Source organism: Corynebacterium sputi DSM 45148 (genome assembly GCF_000427865.1).
GTDB lineage: Bacteria > Actinomycetota > Actinomycetes > Mycobacteriales > Mycobacteriaceae > Corynebacterium > Corynebacterium sputi.
In genome coordinates, this window is sequence record NZ_ATYV01000012.1 from 41003 (window position 1) to 58705 (window position 17703).

General features: G+C 59.6%; 19 protein-coding genes. 12 read left to right on the forward strand and 7 right to left on the reverse strand.

Annotated elements, in window-relative coordinates:
• Positions 1-2 precede the first annotated feature (2 nt).
• From YWU_RS0107695 to YWU_RS0107725, 7 genes are all read left to right on the forward strand, one after another.
• The gene (locus YWU_RS0107695) at positions 3-617 is read left to right on the forward strand and encodes a TIGR03085 family metal-binding protein (RefSeq protein WP_027020022.1); all 615 of its coding nucleotides are present in this window, start codon (positions 3-5) and stop codon (positions 615-617) included.
• An 87-nt stretch (positions 618-704) separates the two neighbouring features.
• Positions 705-3692, forward strand: coding sequence for an FtsK/SpoIIIE family DNA translocase (locus YWU_RS15810; protein ID WP_034647482.1), 2988 nt, complete (start codon positions 705-707; stop codon positions 3690-3692).
• A gap of 203 nt (positions 3693-3895) precedes the next feature.
• The gene (locus YWU_RS15815) at positions 3896-5023 is read left to right on the forward strand and encodes a TerC family protein (protein ID WP_084141948.1); all 1128 of its coding nucleotides are present in this window, start codon (positions 3896-3898) and stop codon (positions 5021-5023) included.
• 14 nt (positions 5024-5037) lie between these two features.
• On the forward strand, positions 5038-5664 hold the full coding sequence (gene pgsA, locus YWU_RS0107710) for a CDP-diacylglycerol--glycerol-3-phosphate 3-phosphatidyltransferase (RefSeq protein WP_027020023.1): 627 nt from the start codon (positions 5038-5040) through the stop codon (positions 5662-5664).
• Between the two features lie 2 nt (positions 5665-5666).
• Complete coding sequence (locus YWU_RS0107715) at positions 5667-6143, forward strand: CinA family protein (RefSeq protein WP_420805299.1); 477 nt, start codon at positions 5667-5669, stop codon at positions 6141-6143.
• A gap of 146 nt (positions 6144-6289) precedes the next feature.
• A complete protein-coding gene (locus YWU_RS15820) occupies positions 6290-6655 on the forward strand; it encodes a helix-turn-helix domain-containing protein (protein WP_084141950.1) in 366 nt (121 codons plus the stop codon).
• A 110-nt stretch (positions 6656-6765) separates the two neighbouring features.
• Positions 6766-7587, forward strand: coding sequence for a PspA/IM30 family protein (locus YWU_RS0107725; RefSeq protein WP_027020025.1), 822 nt, complete (start codon positions 6766-6768; stop codon positions 7585-7587).
• A 64-nt stretch (positions 7588-7651) separates the two neighbouring features.
• On the opposite strand, the gene YWU_RS0107730 is transcribed toward YWU_RS0107725, so the two are convergent.
• Genes YWU_RS0107730 through YWU_RS0107740 form a run of 3 tightly spaced genes read right to left on the reverse strand, consistent with a single transcriptional unit; the run spans position 7652 to position 9584 of the window.
• A complete protein-coding gene (locus YWU_RS0107730; RefSeq protein WP_027020026.1) occupies positions 7652-8275 on the reverse strand; it encodes an energy-coupling factor transporter transmembrane component T family protein in 624 nt (207 codons plus the stop codon).
• A gap of 1 nt (position 8276) precedes the next feature.
• Positions 8277-8960 (reverse strand): energy-coupling factor ABC transporter ATP-binding protein, encoded by a 684-nt coding sequence (locus YWU_RS0107735; RefSeq protein ID WP_027020027.1) that lies wholly within the window; start codon positions 8958-8960, stop codon positions 8277-8279.
• A 9-nt stretch (positions 8961-8969) separates the two neighbouring features.
• Positions 8970-9584 carry a biotin transporter BioY gene (locus tag YWU_RS0107740; RefSeq protein WP_027020028.1) on the reverse strand — a complete coding sequence of 205 codons (615 nt, stop codon included), beginning with the start codon at positions 9582-9584 and terminating at the stop codon, positions 8970-8972.
• Between the two features lie 94 nt (positions 9585-9678).
• On the opposite strand from YWU_RS0107740, the gene YWU_RS0107745 reads away from it, so the two are divergent.
• The 3 genes from YWU_RS0107745 to YWU_RS0107755 all read left to right on the forward strand — a co-directional run bounded on the left by YWU_RS0107745 (position 9679) and on the right by YWU_RS0107755 (position 11853).
• Entirely contained in the window at positions 9679-9891 is a 213-nt protein-coding gene (locus tag YWU_RS0107745) for a DUF3046 domain-containing protein (RefSeq protein WP_027020029.1), read from the forward strand.
• A gap of 217 nt (positions 9892-10108) precedes the next feature.
• The gene (recA, locus tag YWU_RS0107750; RefSeq protein ID WP_027020030.1) at positions 10109-11218 is read left to right on the forward strand and encodes a recombinase RecA; all 1110 of its coding nucleotides are present in this window, start codon (positions 10109-10111) and stop codon (positions 11216-11218) included.
• Between the two features lie 32 nt (positions 11219-11250).
• Positions 11251-11853 (forward strand): regulatory protein RecX, encoded by a 603-nt coding sequence (locus YWU_RS0107755; protein WP_027020031.1) that lies wholly within the window; start codon positions 11251-11253, stop codon positions 11851-11853.
• Positions 11854-11865: 12 nt separating this feature from the next.
• Here YWU_RS0107755 and YWU_RS0107760 read toward each other — a convergent pair whose 3' ends face one another.
• Genes YWU_RS0107760 through gluA form a run of 4 tightly spaced genes read right to left on the reverse strand, consistent with a single transcriptional unit; the run spans position 11866 to position 15131 of the window.
• Positions 11866-12804, reverse strand: coding sequence for an amino acid ABC transporter permease (locus tag YWU_RS0107760; protein WP_027020032.1), 939 nt, complete (start codon positions 12802-12804; stop codon positions 11866-11868).
• On the reverse strand, positions 12804-13487 hold the full coding sequence (locus YWU_RS0107765; protein ID WP_027020033.1) for an amino acid ABC transporter permease: 684 nt from the start codon (positions 13485-13487) through the stop codon (positions 12804-12806). Before YWU_RS0107765 ends, YWU_RS0107760 begins: the two co-directional genes overlap by 1 nt.
• Before the next feature lie 9 nt (positions 13488-13496).
• Entirely contained in the window at positions 13497-14390 is an 894-nt protein-coding gene (locus YWU_RS0107770) for a glutamate ABC transporter substrate-binding protein (protein WP_027020034.1), read from the reverse strand.
• 12 nt (positions 14391-14402) lie between these two features.
• Positions 14403-15131 carry a glutamate ABC transporter ATP-binding protein GluA gene (gluA, locus tag YWU_RS0107775; RefSeq protein WP_027020035.1) on the reverse strand — a complete coding sequence of 243 codons (729 nt, stop codon included), beginning with the start codon at positions 15129-15131 and terminating at the stop codon, positions 14403-14405.
• A gap of 186 nt (positions 15132-15317) precedes the next feature.
• Here gluA and miaB point away from each other — a divergent pair, with 186 nt between their 5' ends.
• Positions 15318-16904 (forward strand): tRNA (N6-isopentenyl adenosine(37)-C2)-methylthiotransferase MiaB, encoded by a 1587-nt coding sequence (gene miaB / locus YWU_RS0107780; protein ID WP_051260168.1) that lies wholly within the window; start codon positions 15318-15320, stop codon positions 16902-16904.
• A complete protein-coding gene (locus tag YWU_RS15825) occupies positions 16897-17652 on the forward strand; it encodes an Rv2732c family membrane protein (RefSeq protein ID WP_051260169.1) in 756 nt (251 codons plus the stop codon). Before miaB ends, YWU_RS15825 begins: the two co-directional genes overlap by 8 nt.
• Positions 17653-17703 lie beyond the last annotated feature (51 nt).

Consider the following 17703-nt stretch of genomic DNA (forward strand, 5'->3'; position numbering starts at 1 on the left):
GCATGAACTATTCACGCCAGGAACGTATCGCGCTCGCAGACCTCTTCTTTGAGGTTGGACCGGACCAGCCGACTCTCTGTGGCGGCTGGGACACCCGTGACCTTGCCGTGCACCTGATGCTGCGCGAACACCGTCTGGATGCGGTCCCCGGCATGTTTGTCCGTCTCTTTAAGGGGCACACGGACATGGTCACGCGCCGCGTGGAGACTAGTTCCTTCGAGGACATCGTTCGGATCTGGGCCCGCGGACCGCGCCCGTGGCACCCGCTGGCATGGCTCGATCGTTCGGTGAACCTGGGTGAGAACTTCGTCCACCACGAGGATGTCCGCCGAGGAGTTCCAGGATGGAAGCCCCGTGACTTGGCTCCGGAGGAGACCTGGGAACTGTGGCGGCTGCTGCGCAAGGTATCGCGCCCGCTGTTGCGCAAGTCGAAGTGTTCGATCGTCTTGGAGCACCCGAGCGGGTCCCGGACCCGCCCAGTGAAACGCAACGGAAGCCTCCCGACGGTCACAGTCCGCGGAGAGATGGGCGAGCTTCTGCTGTGGGTCTTTGGACGTGACGCGGTCGAGGTTGAGATTGATGGAGATGCCTCAGGAGTCGTTCGCGGAGGACTCTAGTTCCTGAGCGTCACGTTATGGGTAGGTAAGACGCGCCGCATGTGACTGATGTGAACAAAGTGGCGGAAACCAGCTATCCTCGTGGACATGTCTGCCACGAGTCGATCCCGGAACAAGGATTCACGCGCCACTCCCCAGCGGGGGAGTGGCGCCTCAGGTGGTCCCGAGCGCTCAACTCGGCAGGCCCCGGCTACCCGGGCCTATGACACCGATGAGTTCGAGCGCACTGGCAGTGCCTTTCGTGCTGTTGGCTCCGGCTTCCGCTCTGCCTGGGGGCAGGTTGCCGGAGGCATCGCAGGTCTGACCCGCAAGGTCGCCCGCCAGACTCCGGATGAATTCCGTGATGAAGACGAGTTTGCTGCAGCGTCCGGTCCGGCCGGAGACAGTCAAGACGACAGGCTAGACCCAAATGGGGAAGATTGCCGTTCACACGATGGTCTGGCTCTTCTGCTGTTGGCCGTTGCCATCGTGTTGGTGTGCACCTCGTGGCTAAACCTTGGCGGGCCCATCGGCCATGGACTCGAGACGGCCTGGGCAACAGTCGTCGGTCTTGGGACGCTTGTGGTGCCCGTCCTCCTCATCATCGCCGCAGTCATGATGATGCTGCACCGGATGCCGCCTCGCTCTAGGACTGGTGCGGTTGCCGGAGGCGGTGTAATCATCGCGGTCGGACTGCTTTCGGTGGTGCACATCGGATCCGGTCTGCCCGCAAGCTGGGAAGGCCGGCGTGCAGCCGGAGGTGCGGTCGGAGCATGGGTCGGGCAACCCCTAGCGGCGGGATTCTCGGCACCTTTGGCCATCATCCTTCTCTTGGGCTTCATCTTCTATGGTGCGCTGGTGTTCTCCGGAACGAGCGTTCGGCAGTTGATCGATGTTCTTCGTGACTACCTCGGAGTTGGCCTGCGTCACGACGATTACGACGACTATGACGATTCCGATGACCCCTACGCAGGTGTCGACACCATGCTCGAGCAACAGGCTGACGCCGACTCTGAGGGCTCTGAGCCGCCTCTGGAGGAGCCCAAGCCCCGTCCTCGCCAGCGTCGCCGTCGTGCCCGTCAAGTCTCCGGCGATGATCTGCACGAGTTGGTGGACCAGCCGACTGAGACGGCACGCCGTCGCCCCACCCCGATGGAGAATTACCCCGTCGAGGAGCCAGACGTTCAACGCACAGAGGTCATCGATACAGCCTCCCACGTCGATAGCTCGCTGTACGAGGATTTGGGGGACGAGAACGTCGAGAAGCAAACGCGTGTGATCCCCGCGCCGGTGAGTCGGTCGCGACCGCAACCACTGGCACCGCAACCGGAGCCGGAGCTCGATTTCGACGAGCCCGAAGAACTTTACGACGAGCAATGGGACGAGGAGCCGGAAGAAGCACCGACTGAGGCGCCGGCTCCTGACGCCGTCGATGCAGCTGCGCAGCGGCAAAAGGAGGCCATTCTGGCCCGGTCCGGTGTTGATCCGAGTGCCGTGCCTGCAACGGTTCCGGAGCCGAAGCCAGAGGTGAAGAAGACTAAGCAGATTCGTCCGGAGAGTGACTACCGCATTCCCTCGACCAATTTGCTTATCGCAGGTGACCCACCGAAGACTCGTACTGCGACCAATGACCGGATGATCGAGTCGATCACCGCTGTATTCCGTGAGTTCAAGGTCGACGCCGAGGTCACTGGATTCTCCCGTGGACCGACGGTGACCCGGTACGAGGTGGAGCTCGGCCCAGGTGTGAAGGTCTCGAAGGTGACGAACCTGCAGTCCGATATTGCCTACGCAGTAGCTACCGATAACGTCCGTCTGCTGACCCCGATTCCTGGCAAATCCGCCGTCGGCATCGAGGTTCCCAACGAGGACCGTGAAGTGGTGCGTTTGGCCGATGTGCTGGAGGCTCCTGCCACGTATGAGAACCCCGACCCGATGCTCATCGGTTTCGGTAAAGATATCGAAGGCGAATTCGTTTCCCACTCGGTGCAGAAGATGCCGCACTTGTTGGTGGCAGGTTCGACTGGCTCCGGTAAGTCGGCGTTCGTGAACTCGATGCTCGTGTCGATCCTGACCCGAGCAACCCCTGAGGATGTTCGGCTGATCCTCGTCGACCCGAAGATGGTGGAATTGACGCCGTACGAGGGAATCCCGCACTTGATCACTCCGATCATCACTCAGCCGAAGAAGGCTGCAGCCGCACTGCAGTGGCTCGTGGAGGAGATGGAGCAGCGATACCTCGACATGAAGTCCGCCCGAGTGCGGCACATTAAGGACTTCAATCGGAAGATCGAGACCGGTGAACTTCAGGCCCCGCTTGGCTCGGAGAGGGAGTATCGGAAGTATCCGTACATCGTCTGCATCGTCGACGAGCTTGCTGACCTGATGATGACTGCCCCGAAGGATATTGAGGACGCCATCGTCCGCATTACTCAGAAGGCGCGTGCCGCAGGTATCCACCTGGTACTGGCGACCCAGCGTCCGTCCGTCGATGTGGTCACCGGCTTGATCAAGACCAACGTTCCGTCGCGTCTTGCGTTCGCTACTTCGTCACTGACTGACTCCCGAGTCATCCTTGACCAGGGTGGCGCCGAGAAGCTCATTGGTATGGGCGACGCGTTGTTCATTCCTCAGGGCGCTGGAAAGCCAAAGCGTATTCAGGGCGCATTCGTTACCGACGAAGAAGTCCAGGACGTGGTGGATGCCTGCAAGGAGCAGGGAGAGCCGGAGTACACCGACGGCGTCACCGAAGACAAGGCCGCTGAAGCGAAGAAGAACATCGACGAGGACATCGGAGACGACCTCGAAGACCTGCTTCAGGCTGTTGAACTTGTCGTTACCGCGCAATTCGGTTCGACTTCGATGCTCCAGCGAAAGCTCCGCATTGGATTCGCCAAGGCTGGTCGTTTGATGGATCTCATGGAAACTAGGGGAGTGGTTGGCCCCTCCGAAGGATCAAAGGCACGCGATGTGCTGGTGAAGCCAGAGGAACTCGAGACGATCAAGTGGATGATCAAGGGTGCCAACCCTGCCGACGCACCGAAGGAAGACGAGCCCGAGTTGGTTGACGCTGAGCCAAATAACGGAGCATTCTAGCTGTCGCAGTCAGCTTCCTGAATGTGTAGAGTGGTTTTTCTGTGGAGGGGAGTATCCCCGGAAATACCGCGACGGTGGTCGTCAGCACGGGTGTGAGGACACCCCGGCCCCGTGACCAGGACGCTTGACCCAGGCGTCGGTGGCGGGAGAGACCTCCGGTTCAGATTCGCTCGTCAACGATCCTGTCCGGAGGACAACTACACATGGATGTTCCCTTTTGGGTATGGGCCGTCACCATCATCGTGGTCATCGGCTTCTTCACCTTCGATTTCTATACTCACGTCAAAACTCCCCACGAGCCCTCACTGAAGGAGTCCGGCGGGTGGACGATTTTCTACGTCGTCCTCGCCATGCTCTTCGGTGGATTTATTTGGTTGTTCTGGGACCACCAGCGCGGAGTCGAGTTCCTGTCCGGTTACGTAACCGAAAAAGCATTGAGCGTTGATAATCTATTCGTCTTCGCGCTGATCATCGGAGCGTTCCAGATCCCGCGCAAGTACCAGCAGAAGGTTCTGCTTTTCGGTATCGCGATGGCACTGGTATTCCGTACCATCTTCATTCTTGCCGGTGCTGCTGTCATTGAACGCTGGTCCGACGTGTTCTACCTTTTCGGATTGTTCCTGCTGTACACCGCAATCAAGACGATCTGGGATGAAGCCTCTGACAAGCCGGAAACCGATCCGTCCGACATGGCGGTCATCAAGTGGACCCGCAAGGTGATCCCGATGACCGACAAGTACGACCGGGACAAGATGACCACCCGCATCAACGGCAAGCGGTTCTTCACACCGATGGCTGTGGCCCTGGTAGCAATCGGTTTCATCGACATCATGTTCGCGTTCGACTCGATTCCGGCTATCTACGGTCTGACGAATGAGCCGTACATCGTGTTCACGGCCAATGCGCTTGCCCTGATGGGCCTGCGCCAGATGTACTTCCTGCTGGACGGCCTGCTCGACCGCCTGGTGTACCTGCCATACGGCCTCGGACTCATCCTTGGCTTCATCGGTGTGAAGCTGATCCTGCACGCTCTGCACGAGAACAACCTGCCGTTCATCAACAACGGCGAAGATGTCACGGTGCCAGAGGTCGGAACGTGGACCTCCCTTATCTTCATCGTCCTTGTCATCGTCATCACGGTCCTGGCCTCCATGTGGAAGCACTCCCGTGACCGCGCCCACGGCGCAGTTGGACCGAGGACCTGGATCGGCGATCCGGAGCATGAGGACGTTAATGATTCCGTGTCGTCCGCCCACAAGGCTGGAGCCGCACCAGAAGGCGACGGTGGCGTCACCGTCGACCGACCTGAAGATCGACCTGAAGGTTCATGACCTGACGGCGGCGGGTGGGGGGTATTGTAGGGAAAGTGAGCGACAGTACCCAGCCATCCCCGCAGGTTCCGGCACCGGCAGATCAGCCGTCGCCGTGGAACCTCCCCAATTTCCTGACCGTGCTCAGGATCATCGCGGTTCCGGTGTTCCTGTGGCTGTTGCTGAAGGATGGCGGTGATGACGCCGGCTGGCGCTGGTGGGCATTGGCCGCATTCCTGATTCTGATGGCGACTGACCGCCTCGACGGACAGATCGCCCGCAGCAGAAACCTCATCACCGATTTCGGAAAGATCGCCGATCCCATCGCCGATAAGTTCCTGATGATCGGTGCGCTGGTCGGATTGAATATCATCGGTGTTCTGCCGTGGTGGATTACCGCGATCATCGTTGTGCGTGAACTGGGTATCACCGTGTGGCGCATGGTTCTGTTGCGCGGAGGCAAGGTGGTGCCGGCCTCTAAGGGAGGTAAGCTCAAGACGGTCCTGCAGACCGCTGCTGTCGCACTCTTCATCATTCCCTTCAATGTCGTCGACTCGATTGAGTGGATCATGTACCCGGCATGGATCGTAATGATCGCGGCCGTTGCCGTGACGGTGTGGACCGGAATCCAGTACCTGCTCGATTCGAAGAAGCACAACTGATTGTGTCTGCCGCCGATCTGGTCCAGGTGTTGACTTCCCAGGCTCAGACGGTCGCGACGGCTGAGTCGTTAACTGCAGGATTGCTCGCCGCGACCATCGCGGATGTCCCGGGAGCGTCTGCTGTTCTGCGTGGTGGGCTAGTGGTCTACGCCACCGACCTGAAGGCATCGCTGGCCGGCGTCGATGAATCGGTGCTCGAGGAATATGGTCCGGTTTCATCGGCCACCGCAGCGCAAATGGCGCTCGGCGCCCAAATCAGATGCGGTGCTGACTGGGGAGTCTCGCTGACTGGAGTCGCTGGTCCGACACCGCAGGCCGGGCATCCGGTGGGGGAAGTCTGGCTCGGACTCGCGGGCCCACACGGCTCCGTGGCGACATCCAACCTCGACCTGCCGCCTGAATTTTCCCGCAAACAGATCAGGGGAGAGTCCGTGGCCCGAGCCATTTCGGGTCTTTTGAACTCGATCCGTGGACACTGACTGTTAATAGGCGGTTTTCTTCGCTCCTGACAAGTGTTGCTCTGGTAGCATCGGCAGTCATTCTGAAGGGCGTAAGCCTCGACCGATATGCGCTTCGGATCAAACTAGCGGGAACAAATAACCCGCTCTGTCCGTTATGTGAACTGATGATGAATTACGCACCGTCCACCGTGACCTCTCGAGAAATCCAGGTCCCCGCCGTTCCGCAGGGGCGAGAGCCCCTGTTGCGCGAGGCCCTGGGTGGAGCCCTGCGTGATGTCCGCAACCGGAACGGACTTACCCTCCGTGAGTTGTCGCAGGTAGCCTCCGTCAGCCCGGGGTATCTCTCCGAGCTGGAACGCGGACGTAAAGAAGTGTCTTCCGAACTCCTGGCATCAGTGTGTGGTGGCTTAGGTCTGTCGGTCGCTGATGTCCTCATGGAGGCAGCGGCAGCAATGGCGTTGCACGCAGTTCGCCCTGAGATGGCGTCGATGGAACACGACTCCACCCGTGCAGAGATGGCAAACGTCTAGGTTCGCACCGCAGCCGCTACAATGCGGGTATCGTGATTCGGCGGGCACGCCCCGTCACCGGCTATTCGCCGAGCACCCAATAACCCTCCTGAGGAAGGCACCTAGCAGTCATGGCCAATCCCTTCTCCAAAGCCTGGAACTACTTGATGGCATTGTTCGACTCGAAGATCGAGGAAAACGCCGATCCCAAGGTCCAGATCCAGCAGGCGATCGAGGATGCTCAACGCCAGCATCAGGAGCTGTCGCAGCAGGCTGCGTCCGTCATCGGTAACCAACGCCAGCTCGAGATGCGCCTCAACCGCCAGCTGGCGGAGATTGAGAAGTTGCAGGGCAACACTCGCCAGGCAATTCAGCTCGCCGATAAGGCTCGTGCGGAGGGCGACCTGGGTAAGGCCACTGAGTACGACAACGCTGCTGAGGCGTTCGCCGCTCAGCTAGTAACCGCCGAGCAGTCGGTGGAGGACCTCAAGGGTCTGCATGATCAGTCGCTGCAGCAGGCCGCACAGGCCAAGAAGGCAGTTGAGCGTAACTCCATGGCACTGCAGCAGAAGGTGGCAGAGCGCACCAAGCTGCTCTCGCAGCTGGAGCAGGCAAAGATGCAGGAGAAGGTCTCCGAGTCCCTGCAGTCGATGAATGCGCTGTCTAGCGGAAGCTCCCCGAACTTGGATCAGGTCCGGGAGAAGATTGAGCGTCGTTACGCGAATGCCCTGGGTCAGGCTGAACTGGCTCAGGACTCCGTTCAGGGGCGTATGGCGGAGGTCGAGCAGGCGTCGGTGCAGCTTGCCGGTCATTCCCGTCTGGAGCAGATCCGCGCTGAGATGGGCGGCGGAAACGCTATCGAGGGCGGACAGCAGAAGGCTGTGGAGCAGGGGAACTCCGGTTCTGCTGATCCGGCCGTCGAGGCTCGTCTGCGGGAGCTGCGCGGAGAGTAACACCGCGACTTATTCCGCCGTACCCATTGGGTACGGCGTTTTTTGCTTTACGACGTTCCCAACCTCACGAATCCCCGACTCCTCGCGCGAGTAGTGCATCTGAGGTTGCGCGGGACCTGCGGACAGTTCGGATAATGAGCGGAACCCCGAAGGTTGCGACAGAACCCTTGGCTCCTCGTGCTCGGCGGGCGTCTAACACTTCCCGTACTGACTGGACCTGCAGAGGGATCATGCGGAGGGTGAGTGAGACGGCGAGGGAAATAGTCTCGACTGGGACACCAAACCGAGCCAGCGGGGCCATCGCCCGATCGAGTGTGTCCATCAGGTCGGTAACTCTCGTCGTCAGCGTCAGCAGTGTCGCGGCGACCACACACGCCAGTAGCGTCATGAACAACACCGCGGCTCTGCTCCAGCTGACTGAGAAACCCTGGAAGATCGCCAGGAACAAGAGCAGCGGGACGGCGCCGAACATCTGCCACAGCGCGGTTCTGACGGGTATTTGAGCGATGAAGTAGCCGAGTGACGCAACTGCGAGCGCGACGCCGGCGGCGAGGGGCGTGCGGGCGAAAATGGTCACTCCGAGGACGAACGCGATGAGTGTCACCAGTTTGATCCCTGACGGAATCCGGTGAATCACCGAACCTGACGGAACGTAGACGGACAGTGGAATCGGTAGCTGCCGTGGCATGTCAGGGTTCCATCCGTACGAGGTATCGTCTGACGACCTCATCGGGGTCACCGTCGTCGACTATCTGACCATTTTCGATGCAGATCACTCGGTCGAAGCCCGTCAGGATGTCGAGATCGTGGGTGACGACGATCAGTTGTTGCGATAGTCCCTCGAACACTGCTCGCAGCTTCCTGCGGTTGCGGAGATCGAGGAGTGTCGTTGGCTCATCGGCGATGATCAGTTCAGGTTCTAGGACCAGAACCGAGGTCAGAGCGAGTAGCTGTTTCTGGCCACCGGAGAGAGTGTGGGCAGAATCGTCGTAGTGCCCGTCGAGACCGACCGCTGCCAGTGCAGAACGAACATTGGCCTCTCGCTGAGCAACTGGCACTTTCCGCTGCCGTAGGGAGAAGGACACGTCTTCGCCAACGGTGGGCATCACGATCTGATTGTCGGCGTCAGAGAAGACGAAACCGACTTGCCGACGGACCTTTTTCCCATCCTTGGAAGGATCTGTGTCGTCAACAGTCACCGAACCAGAGGAGGCGTCTTCAAGACCGTTGATGAGGCGTACGAATGTTGATTTGCCGCCACCATTAGGGCCGATGACACCAATACGCCGCTCGGACAACTCGGTGCTGAGAGGGCCGAGCGCCCTCCGGCTCGGATAGTCAACGACTGCTTCAGAAAAGGTGATGGTTGGCACGGAGACAGCCTAGGACGCCGGTGTAGCTGCAGCGTCCGTGGAGGTCTGCTTCGGCTTTTTGGAGGGTGTCTTCCTAGGCCGCAGGTCCGGTAATGCGCGAAGCACCGGGACGGCGATCAGCGCAGCGATAACGACCTTGATGATGTCGCCCGGAATGAATGCGCCGTTGGAAACCAGCGCGGGAATGAAGTTCATGTCAGCGCGGTACACGAGTCCGACAGAGCCCAGCAGGTACTGAATTGCTACACCGACGAGCCCAGCGGTGATGAACAGTGCAATCTGACCGCCGGCCTTCAGCGGGCGTCGCTGCGTCATCAGGCCTATGACTAGGGCCGCAAGGATGTATCCAATGAGGTAGCCGATCGACGGGCCTGCCAACGCCGATAATGTGGATCGGAAACCGGAGAGATTCGGGACGCCGATCAGCCCGACTCCGAGGTAGAGAACGACCGCGAAGGTACCGCGACGGGCACCGAGGACCATGGCGGCCAGAGCGACGCCCATGTTCTGCAGGACGATCGGGATACCGAGACCGCCGATCGGAACTGCCACCGCACCCAAGGCGATGATAAGTGCGGCAAATGCCGCGATGAGGACGAGGTCCTGGATGGTTTTCTTTTGCACCTTGAAGAGGATAGCGCTCACTTGATCGCCGTTCAATTGCCATGTGGGGCACAGTGCGTCGTACTTCAGGCATTGTCTGGACTACCGTGGTGCCATGCGTTTGGCGGAATTTTCCAGATTGGTCGAGTCTGAGTTCGGAGCTGCCCATGGAAGGTGGCTGCTTTCGACCCATGTTTTGTCCACTCTCGGCGTGACCGCAGATGAGGCCATTGATCGCGGCGATGACGTCCGCGAGGTCTGGTGGGCGCTGTGCCGGGACAACGATATTCCTCAGGATCGTTGGCTGGGGCCTGATCTGGCGGATTAGCTGGAAAGTATCCTTTTCGACTCGCGGTTCGAATATTCGTTCGGGTATGGTCTATGGAGAAGGTGCCGGTGTCGGGTTTGCCCGTATTAGTGGGGGCATCGGATCCGGCCCGGGATATAACATCCGGGAACCGCGAGGGCATTCGTTACGTCTAACTAGATGCCAGGCACACAGGTAATTTCGATTGGGCGGCAAGCGGCCCTGAAGGAGAACAACGGTGGCAAAGAAGAAGACCGCGACTGCAACGGCTGGATCAGGTGCTGACCGGCTGAAGGCGCTTGATGTTGCATTGGCCAACATCGAGAAGGATTTCGGCAAGGGCGCTGTCATGCGCCTCGGCGACGATGATCGTCCGCCAATCCAGGCAATCCCGACCGGAAATATCGCTGTAGATGTTGCACTCGGCATTGGCGGGTTCCCCCGCGGCCGTGTCATCGAGGTCTACGGGCCGGAGTCCTCAGGTAAGACGACTGTGGCGTTGCACGCGATCGCTGAGGCACAGAAGCTCGGCGGCATTGCGGCGTTCATCGATGCTGAGCATGCACTTGATCCGGAATACGCGCGCAAGCTCGGCGTTGACACCGACAATCTGCTGGTGTCGCAGCCGGATACTGGTGAGCAGGCACTTGAAATTGCAGACCTCCTGATCCGCTCTGGTGCTATTGACCTGATCGTCATCGACTCCGTTGCGGCCCTGACGCCGAAGGCTGAGATCGACGGCGAAATGGGTGACTCGCACGTCGGCCTGCAGGCTCGTCTGATGAGCCAGGCTCTGCGTAAGATGACCGGCGCGCTCTCGAACACCGGAACCTCCGCAATCTTTATTAACCAGCTGCGTGAGAAGATCGGCGTCATGTTCGGCTCCCCGGAGACAACCACCGGTGGTAAGGCTCTGAAGTTCTACGCCTCGGTTCGTTGCGACATCCGTCGTATTCAGACCCTGAAGGACGGCCAGGATGCGGTCGGTAGCCGCACCAAGCTCAAGGTCGTCAAGAACAAGGTGTCGCCGCCGTTCAAGATCGCGGAGTTCGACATTCTCTACGGAGAAGGAATTTCTCGTGAGGGCTCGATCATCGACATGGGCGTGGACCATGGTCTGATCAAGAAATCAGGCTCGTGGTTCACCTATGAAGGTGACCAGTTGGGTCAGGGCAAGGAAAAGGTTCGCCTTCACCTCAAGGAGAACCCGGACCTCGCCACTGAGATTGAGATCAAGATCAAGAAGAAGCTCGGCGTCGGTGAATACGCCAATGCTCAGGACGAAAGCGCCGATGAGCCGGTAGACCTGGTCCCAGACATCGACTCGTTCGATGACGACGAAGAGTAGAGAGCAGTAGGGAGCCGCCGTCAGTGAGTCCTGTGGAACCGCACGCTAACAAGATCGAGCGTGCCCGAGCCGCATTAGCGGAGGCACTAGAGAATGCGGACGGCACCGGCCTCATCGACTCGGCCGCTGAGGAGTCGAAGGCCCCAATCCGCTCCAGGGCCCTGAGGCTTTTGGACCAGCGCGCGAGATCTCGCGAAGAGCTGCGGGGTCGACTCGCGGAGAATGAAGAGTGGGAGCCGCGGGTCATCGAGTCTGTCCTCGATGACTTAGAAGGTGCGAAACTCCTCAACGACGGCGCCTTCGCCCAAGAATGGGTTCGCCAGCGAGCGGTGCGTCGAGGAAAATCACGACGCGTGCTCGACCGGGAACTGCAGCAGAAGGGTGTCGCAAGCCATCTCCGAGTGGAAGCTCTGGAGCAGGTAAGCGAGGATGACGAGCAAGAAGTCGCGCGCAGCCTCGCTGAGAAGAAGGCATCAAGCATCCGCGACGTGCCGTCGGACCGAGCCGGCAAAGACAAGGATCTCCGTCGCGTGGTCGGAGTTTTGGCCCGCAGGGGATTCGCTCAAGGTATGTCAATGGATATAGCCCGGTCCGCTCTGGATGAGCGGTACCGGGCCATATCAGTGGGGGAGTAGGTCAGCTACTAGCTATTGACCTGGATTCTTGATCTGGTGGTAGTTCGGGTCGAGCTTGTCCACGTTTTCCTGGTCCTTGGTCAACAGACCCTGGTCAGGCTGGTGCGGGACATTAGCCACGATGTTCTTGCGGTGGCGCCCTGCTCGCAGCTGCTGCTCAATGCGGGTCGCAGCCCTGGACAGCAGGTAGTTGATCAGGATCATGATGACGGCGACCACGAACAGCGCCGGCAGGTAGTTGCGGTAGAAGGATGCAACCTGGATACCGGATCGGACGAACTCGACGTATCCGATGATGTAGCCCAGCGCCGAGTCCTTCAGCGCGATGACCATCTGCGCGATCAGCGCCGGCAGCATGGCGGCCACCGCCTGCGGCAGCAGCACCTTCACCATCATCTGGGAGCGGCTCAGGCCGAGGGCCTTTGCGGCCTCAGTCTGGCCCTTGGGCAGTGAGAGAATTCCCGAACGCAGGATCTCTGCAATCACGGAGCCGTTGTAGAGGGTCAGTCCGAATACGACCGCGGTGAACGACAGCATTGACGCCGGCACTAGGTTGTAGAGCCCGAACAGCGCGTACGCGAACAGCATCAGCAGCAGGACTGGCACTGCGCGGAAGAATTCCACGATGATGCCGCAGATCCAGCGGACCCAGGTGACTTCGGATAGTCGTCCGAGGCCCAGGACAGTACCAAGGACCAACGCCAGCAAGATCGAGACGACGGCTGCTGAGATCGTTCCGAAAAGTCCCGGAAGCAAGTACGTGGTCCAGGTTGTGGACTCCAAGAATGGGGTCCACATATCAGCGGCGAGGTGCCCGTTCGCACCCAGCTTCGTCAGCACTAGGGCAAGTAGCGCCACGATGATCACGATGCTGACAACAGACAGGATCAGGTTGAGACGTCGTCCCTTGGGGCCGGGGGTGTCATACAGAACAGTTGCACGGGTACTCATTAGCGCTTCACCGCCAGACGGTTATTGGCCCAGCCGAAGAGCAGACCGATGGGCAGGGTCAGGATGACGAATCCCATGGCGAAGATGAAGAAGATCGGGATCAGCTGATCCGCGTAGTTCTCCTGCATCGTCTTCATCAGAAGTGACGCTTCAGCCACACCAATTACGGATGCGACCGTCGTGTTCTTTGTCAGTGCGATGAACGTATTTCCCAGAGGGATCAGGGCACCGCGGAAGGCCTGCGGGAAGATGATCTTGCTGAAGACCTGACTGAAGGTCAGTCCTAATGAACGAGCAGCCTCGGCCTGGCCGAACGGGACGGTGTTAATGCCCGAACGAAGAGATTCGGACACGAAAGCCGAGGTGTACAGGACGAAGCCGAGCACCGCGAGCCTGAAATTGTTGTTGATTGAAAACATCTCGTTGTCCCTGGCTAGGGCGACGTCCATGTTCATGTAGAGGCCGAGCGAACAGAACAAGATGACCAGCGTCAGCGGGGTGTTTCGCATGATCTCGGTGAAGACTGAGGAAATCCGGCGCATCGCGGCGACGGGTGAAACTCTCATGCCGGTGAGGATGATTCCCAGGATCAATGAACCGATTCCCGAGTACAGCGCCAGCTTGATCGTCATCCAGAAAGCCGCGGGAAGTTGAGGGGCGAGTTCCGCCCACATTTCACTCATGGTGTTCTCCTACCTGCCTTCCAGGAAACTGAGGTCGCCGGCGGGGACAACTTCGACGGTCTCGCCGTACTCGCCGAGGTTGTCCTCCATGATTCGGGCGAATTCGCCAGAGTCGTCCATCTGGTCAACGGCTTCGTTGATCGCCTCGGTGGATTCGTCGTCGCCGAGAGTGTGTCCGACTCCGTAGAACTCGTCGGTGAAGGAGGTTCCGTCCTCCTGAACCATGTCGACGACACGGAATTCACCGTTGTACTGAGCTGCGTATCCGGCCAGGATCGTCGCGTCGGTCGTCATGGCGTCGACCTTGCCGCGACGAAGTGCCTCGACACAGGTCGTGTAGGAATCGAATTCCTGGAGCTGGACGCTCGGCAGTGCGCTCTTGATCGTCTGCGCTGGAGTGGATCCGGTGACCGAGCAAAGCTTGCGACCGTCCAAGTCAGCGAGAGTGTTCAACGAGTTGTCGTCGTCACGGACCAGAAGCGCCTGGTGGGTGAGCAAGTACGGGCCGCCGAAGTTCACCGCATTGGCACGGCCCTGGTTGATGGAGTACGTCGCGACGATCATCGTCATCTCACCGTTTCGGATGAGCATCTCGCGCTGTGCCGAAGGGGCCTCGCGCCAGACGATTTCCGGATGCTCCCAACCGTTGTTGTCGGCGATGGTATTGACGATGTAGGTGGCCACGTCTACGTCTACGCCTGACATGGCTTTGTCTGGTTCGCGCAGGCCGAGACCTGGCTGGTCATACTTGGTACCGATGACGACTTCTCCGGACTGGATGTCACCGAGAACGCTCCGCGGCTGCGATGAACCGCAGGCGGTGAGCCCAGCGACGAGGCCGAGGCTCGTCACCACTGCGGCCGCGCGGGCGAGCAGGCTCCTTCTTCGAGTTGTAGTATTCATGCCCGGCACCTCCTAGTGTCCGAGGATCTTGCCCAGGAAGTCCCGGGCCCGATCCGTCGCCGGATTGCTGAAGAAGTCTTCGGGGTCTGAGTCCTCGACGATTTCGCCGTCTGCCATGAACAAGATTCGGTCGGCGGCACGTCGGGCGAAGCCCATTTCGTGGGTAACCACAACCATCGTCATGCCCTCCTTAGCCAGCGAGGTCATCACGTCGAGGACTTCGTTGACCATTTCCGGGTCCAGAGCTGAGGTCGGCTCGTCGAAGAGCATGACCTTCGGCTTCATTGCCAAGGCGCGGGCGATCGCTACACGCTGCTGCTGACCACCGGAGAGTTGTGCCGGGTACTTGTCTGCCTGAGCAGAGATTCCGACACGGTCCAAAAGCTCACCGGCCAAATCGTTGGCATCCGATTTGGACAGCTTTCGCACCTTCGTCGGCGCGAGCGTGACGTTGTCGCGAATCGAGAGATGGCTGAACAGGTTGAAGGACTGGAACACCATGCCCACCTCAGACCGAAGTTCGGCCAACTGCTTGCCTTCTTCTGGAAGCAGAACGCCGTCGATGAAGATTTCGCCTTCTTCGATGGTCTCCAGGCGGTTGATGGTGCGGCACAGGGTTGATTTACCGGAGCCGGAAGGCCCAAGTACCACGACCACCTGGCCGCGGGGGATTTCGATGTTGATGTTCTTCAGGGCATGAAAATCGCCGAAGTACTTCTCCACGTCCGTCATGCGGATCATCGCGTCCGTGGTGTTTGCCTGGTCATTGGTCATAGCCATAATCTACTCAACAGGAACCTTTAAGTTAATAGTCAGAACGTTAAGCTTGGTCACAGGAGTGTTAAATGCTGACTCAGCGTCACCTTCAGGTGTTGTGTATGTCACAGTTGAGAAAGTCTTGCCTCTTCCCGCGGCCGATTCCCGTACATGCCAGGTGGGCGACTAACGTCTGGGGATGTGACCATCCCCAGCCCCAGCACCATCCCCGGTTCACACACGCCTGGTCGTACCTACGAGGTCCGCACTTTTGGCTGTCAGATGAACGTCCATGACTCCGAGCGCCTGTCCGGCCTCCTTGAGGAGAACGGCTACCGTGCCGCTGCTCCCGAGGAACGACCAGACGTCATCGTGTTCAACACGTGCGCTGTCCGCGAGAATGCGGACAACAAGTTGTACGGAACCCTCGGTCAGCTCAAGCCCCTCAAGGATGCTGACCCGACTATGCAAATTGCCGTCGGTGGCTGCATGGCGCAGAAGGACCGCGCGACGGTGGTGAAGAAGGCTCCGTGGGTGGACGTCGTGTTCGGCACCCACAATCTTGGTTCTCTGCCGGCGCTATTGGAGCGCTCCGCTCACAATGGAGATGCCCAGGTTGAGATCAAGGATGCGCTGGAAGATTTCCCGTCGGTACTGCCGGCGAAGCGTGAATCTGCGTATGCGGGCTGGGTCTCAGTGTCCGTCGGCTGTAACAACACGTGTACTTTCTGCATCGTGCCGGCACTACGAGGCAAGGAGCTAGACCGCCGCCCCGGCGACATTCTTGCTGAAGTCCAGGCACTTGTGGAACAGGGTGTTTCCGAGGTGACCCTTCTGGGCCAAAACGTCAATGCCTACGGCGTGAATTTCGACGACCCGGAACTGGAACGGGATCGGTCGGCTTTCTCCAAGTTGTTGCGTGCCACCGGTGACATTGAGGGCCTGGAAAGGGTCCGATTCACCTCACCACACCCGGCAGAGTTCACCGATGACGTTATCGATGCAATGGCAGAGACTTCGAATGTTTGCCCGCAGCTCCATATGCCGCTGCAGTCCGGTTCGGACAAGGTTTTGAAGGAAATGAAGCGGTCCTACCGTTCCAAGAAGTTCCTCGGAATCCTCGATAAGGTCCGAGAACGGATGCCGCAGGCATCGATCACCACTGACATTATCGTTGGTTTTCCTGGAGAGACCGAAGAGGATTTCCAGGCGACGCTCGACGTCGTGGAAAAGGCTCGCTTCACCTCTGCGTACACCTTCCAGTACTCGCCGCGCCCGGGTACTCCGGCAGCGGAGTACGCCGATCAGGTCGACCCAGAGGTTGTCGGCGACCGGTACCGCAGGTTGCAGGAGCTTCAAGAGCGCGTCAGCGCCGAGGAGAACACCAAGCTCATCGGGGCAGAGGTAGAACTGCTCGTGATCGATAATGAGAGCCGTCGCAATGCCGAGAGTGGACGCATGACCGGCCGCGCCCGCGATGGTCGACTTGTTCACTTTGCGCTGTCTCACCCAGATAGCACCGTCGATGGCACGAAGATCCGCCCCGGCGACTATCTCCGGACGACCGTGACTGACTCTGCGGCTCATTACCTCGTCGCTGAGTCACCTGTCTGGGATCACCGACGCACCCGCGCCGGTGACATGTGGGAAGTGGGCCAGACCCCGACTACGGCGCCGATTGGCGTCGGGTTAGGCTTGCCGAAGATCGGGCGTCCGACGCCCGTCACCGTGAACGACGAGGGATGTGGCTGTGGCTGATCAGATAGAGCCGACCAAGGCGAAGTCGATTCTCGATGACTCCAGGCTCAAGGAGTATCGCGATGACCTGACCGGGGCAGAACGGAAGTTCGGCCGCGAGGTGCAGGTGACCCCCGTGCTATGGGTGTGTCTGGCACTGGCAGTCGGCCTGATCATCACGTATTTCTTGCCGTTCTCCGGTTCGGTGCTGGGCTTCGACATCCTGCTGGACACTGACATCGCCGAGGCGAATCGCGTGACCTTGCCGGAGCGGGTCTTTTCGATCCTGATGCTGGTGACGATCCTGCTTGTGTTCGCTACGTTGCTTTCGCGCTCGTCTGGGGTTGCGTTTGCGGCTTGGGGTTTCTCCGGTGTCTCCGCCGCGTACTCAGTGTTTGCCGGTTGGATGCGCCAGTCGCGTCAGGCCCAGTACAGCGCTGAGCACATTCCCACTGACGCAGGTGCCGGTATTTCCTACGGCCTGATGGCAGCCATTGCATTGAGTTTCATGCTGGCGATTGCGCTGTCTGCTCTGGTGTTCACTCGCTCGAACATGCTCACCGTGCTTCAGGCAGCCCGGCGCGAGGAGGTTCACTCTGATCCGGTGCTCCGAGAGCAGCAGGTATTCCTCCGTTCTGGGCTGACCCCGCGTACGGAGACTGAGCTCGACGTAGTCGATGACCGTCGTGCCAAGGCCCGTGAGCGCCAGCAGGCGTCTCGTGAACGGATTCAAAAGAATATTGAATCCAAGCCAGACACTGAGAACTGATCTGCTGCATGGAGATGCCCCGGCCATTAGGCCGGGGCATTTTTTGCTTTA

Coding starts and splice junctions, on each gene's coding strand:
- YWU_RS15815 (WP_084141948.1), top strand. CDS start 3,896: ATGGATGTTCCCTTTTGGGTATGGGCCGTCACCATCATCGTGGTCATC.
- YWU_RS0107760 (WP_027020032.1), bottom strand. CDS start 12,804: ATGAGTACCCGTGCAACTGTTCTGTATGACACCCCCGGCCCCAAGGGA.
- YWU_RS15810 (WP_034647482.1), top strand. CDS start 705: ATGTCTGCCACGAGTCGATCCCGGAACAAGGATTCACGCGCCACTCCC.
- YWU_RS15820 (WP_084141950.1), top strand. CDS start 6,290: ATGATGAATTACGCACCGTCCACCGTGACCTCTCGAGAAATCCAGGTC.
- YWU_RS0107745 (WP_027020029.1), top strand. CDS start 9,679: ATGCGTTTGGCGGAATTTTCCAGATTGGTCGAGTCTGAGTTCGGAGCT.
- YWU_RS0107695 (WP_027020022.1), top strand. CDS start 3: ATGAACTATTCACGCCAGGAACGTATCGCGCTCGCAGACCTCTTCTTT.
- gluA (WP_027020035.1), bottom strand. CDS start 15,131: ATGATCCGCATGACGGACGTGGAGAAGTACTTCGGCGATTTTCATGCC.
- YWU_RS0107730 (WP_027020026.1), bottom strand. CDS start 8,275: ATGCCACGGCAGCTACCGATTCCACTGTCCGTCTACGTTCCGTCAGGT.
- YWU_RS0107725 (WP_027020025.1), top strand. CDS start 6,766: ATGGCCAATCCCTTCTCCAAAGCCTGGAACTACTTGATGGCATTGTTC.
- YWU_RS0107765 (WP_027020033.1), bottom strand. CDS start 13,487: ATGAGTGAAATGTGGGCGGAACTCGCCCCTCAACTTCCCGCGGCTTTC.
- YWU_RS0107770 (WP_027020034.1), bottom strand. CDS start 14,390: ATGAATACTACAACTCGAAGAAGGAGCCTGCTCGCCCGCGCGGCCGCA.
- miaB (WP_051260168.1), top strand. CDS start 15,318: ATGCCAGGTGGGCGACTAACGTCTGGGGATGTGACCATCCCCAGCCCC.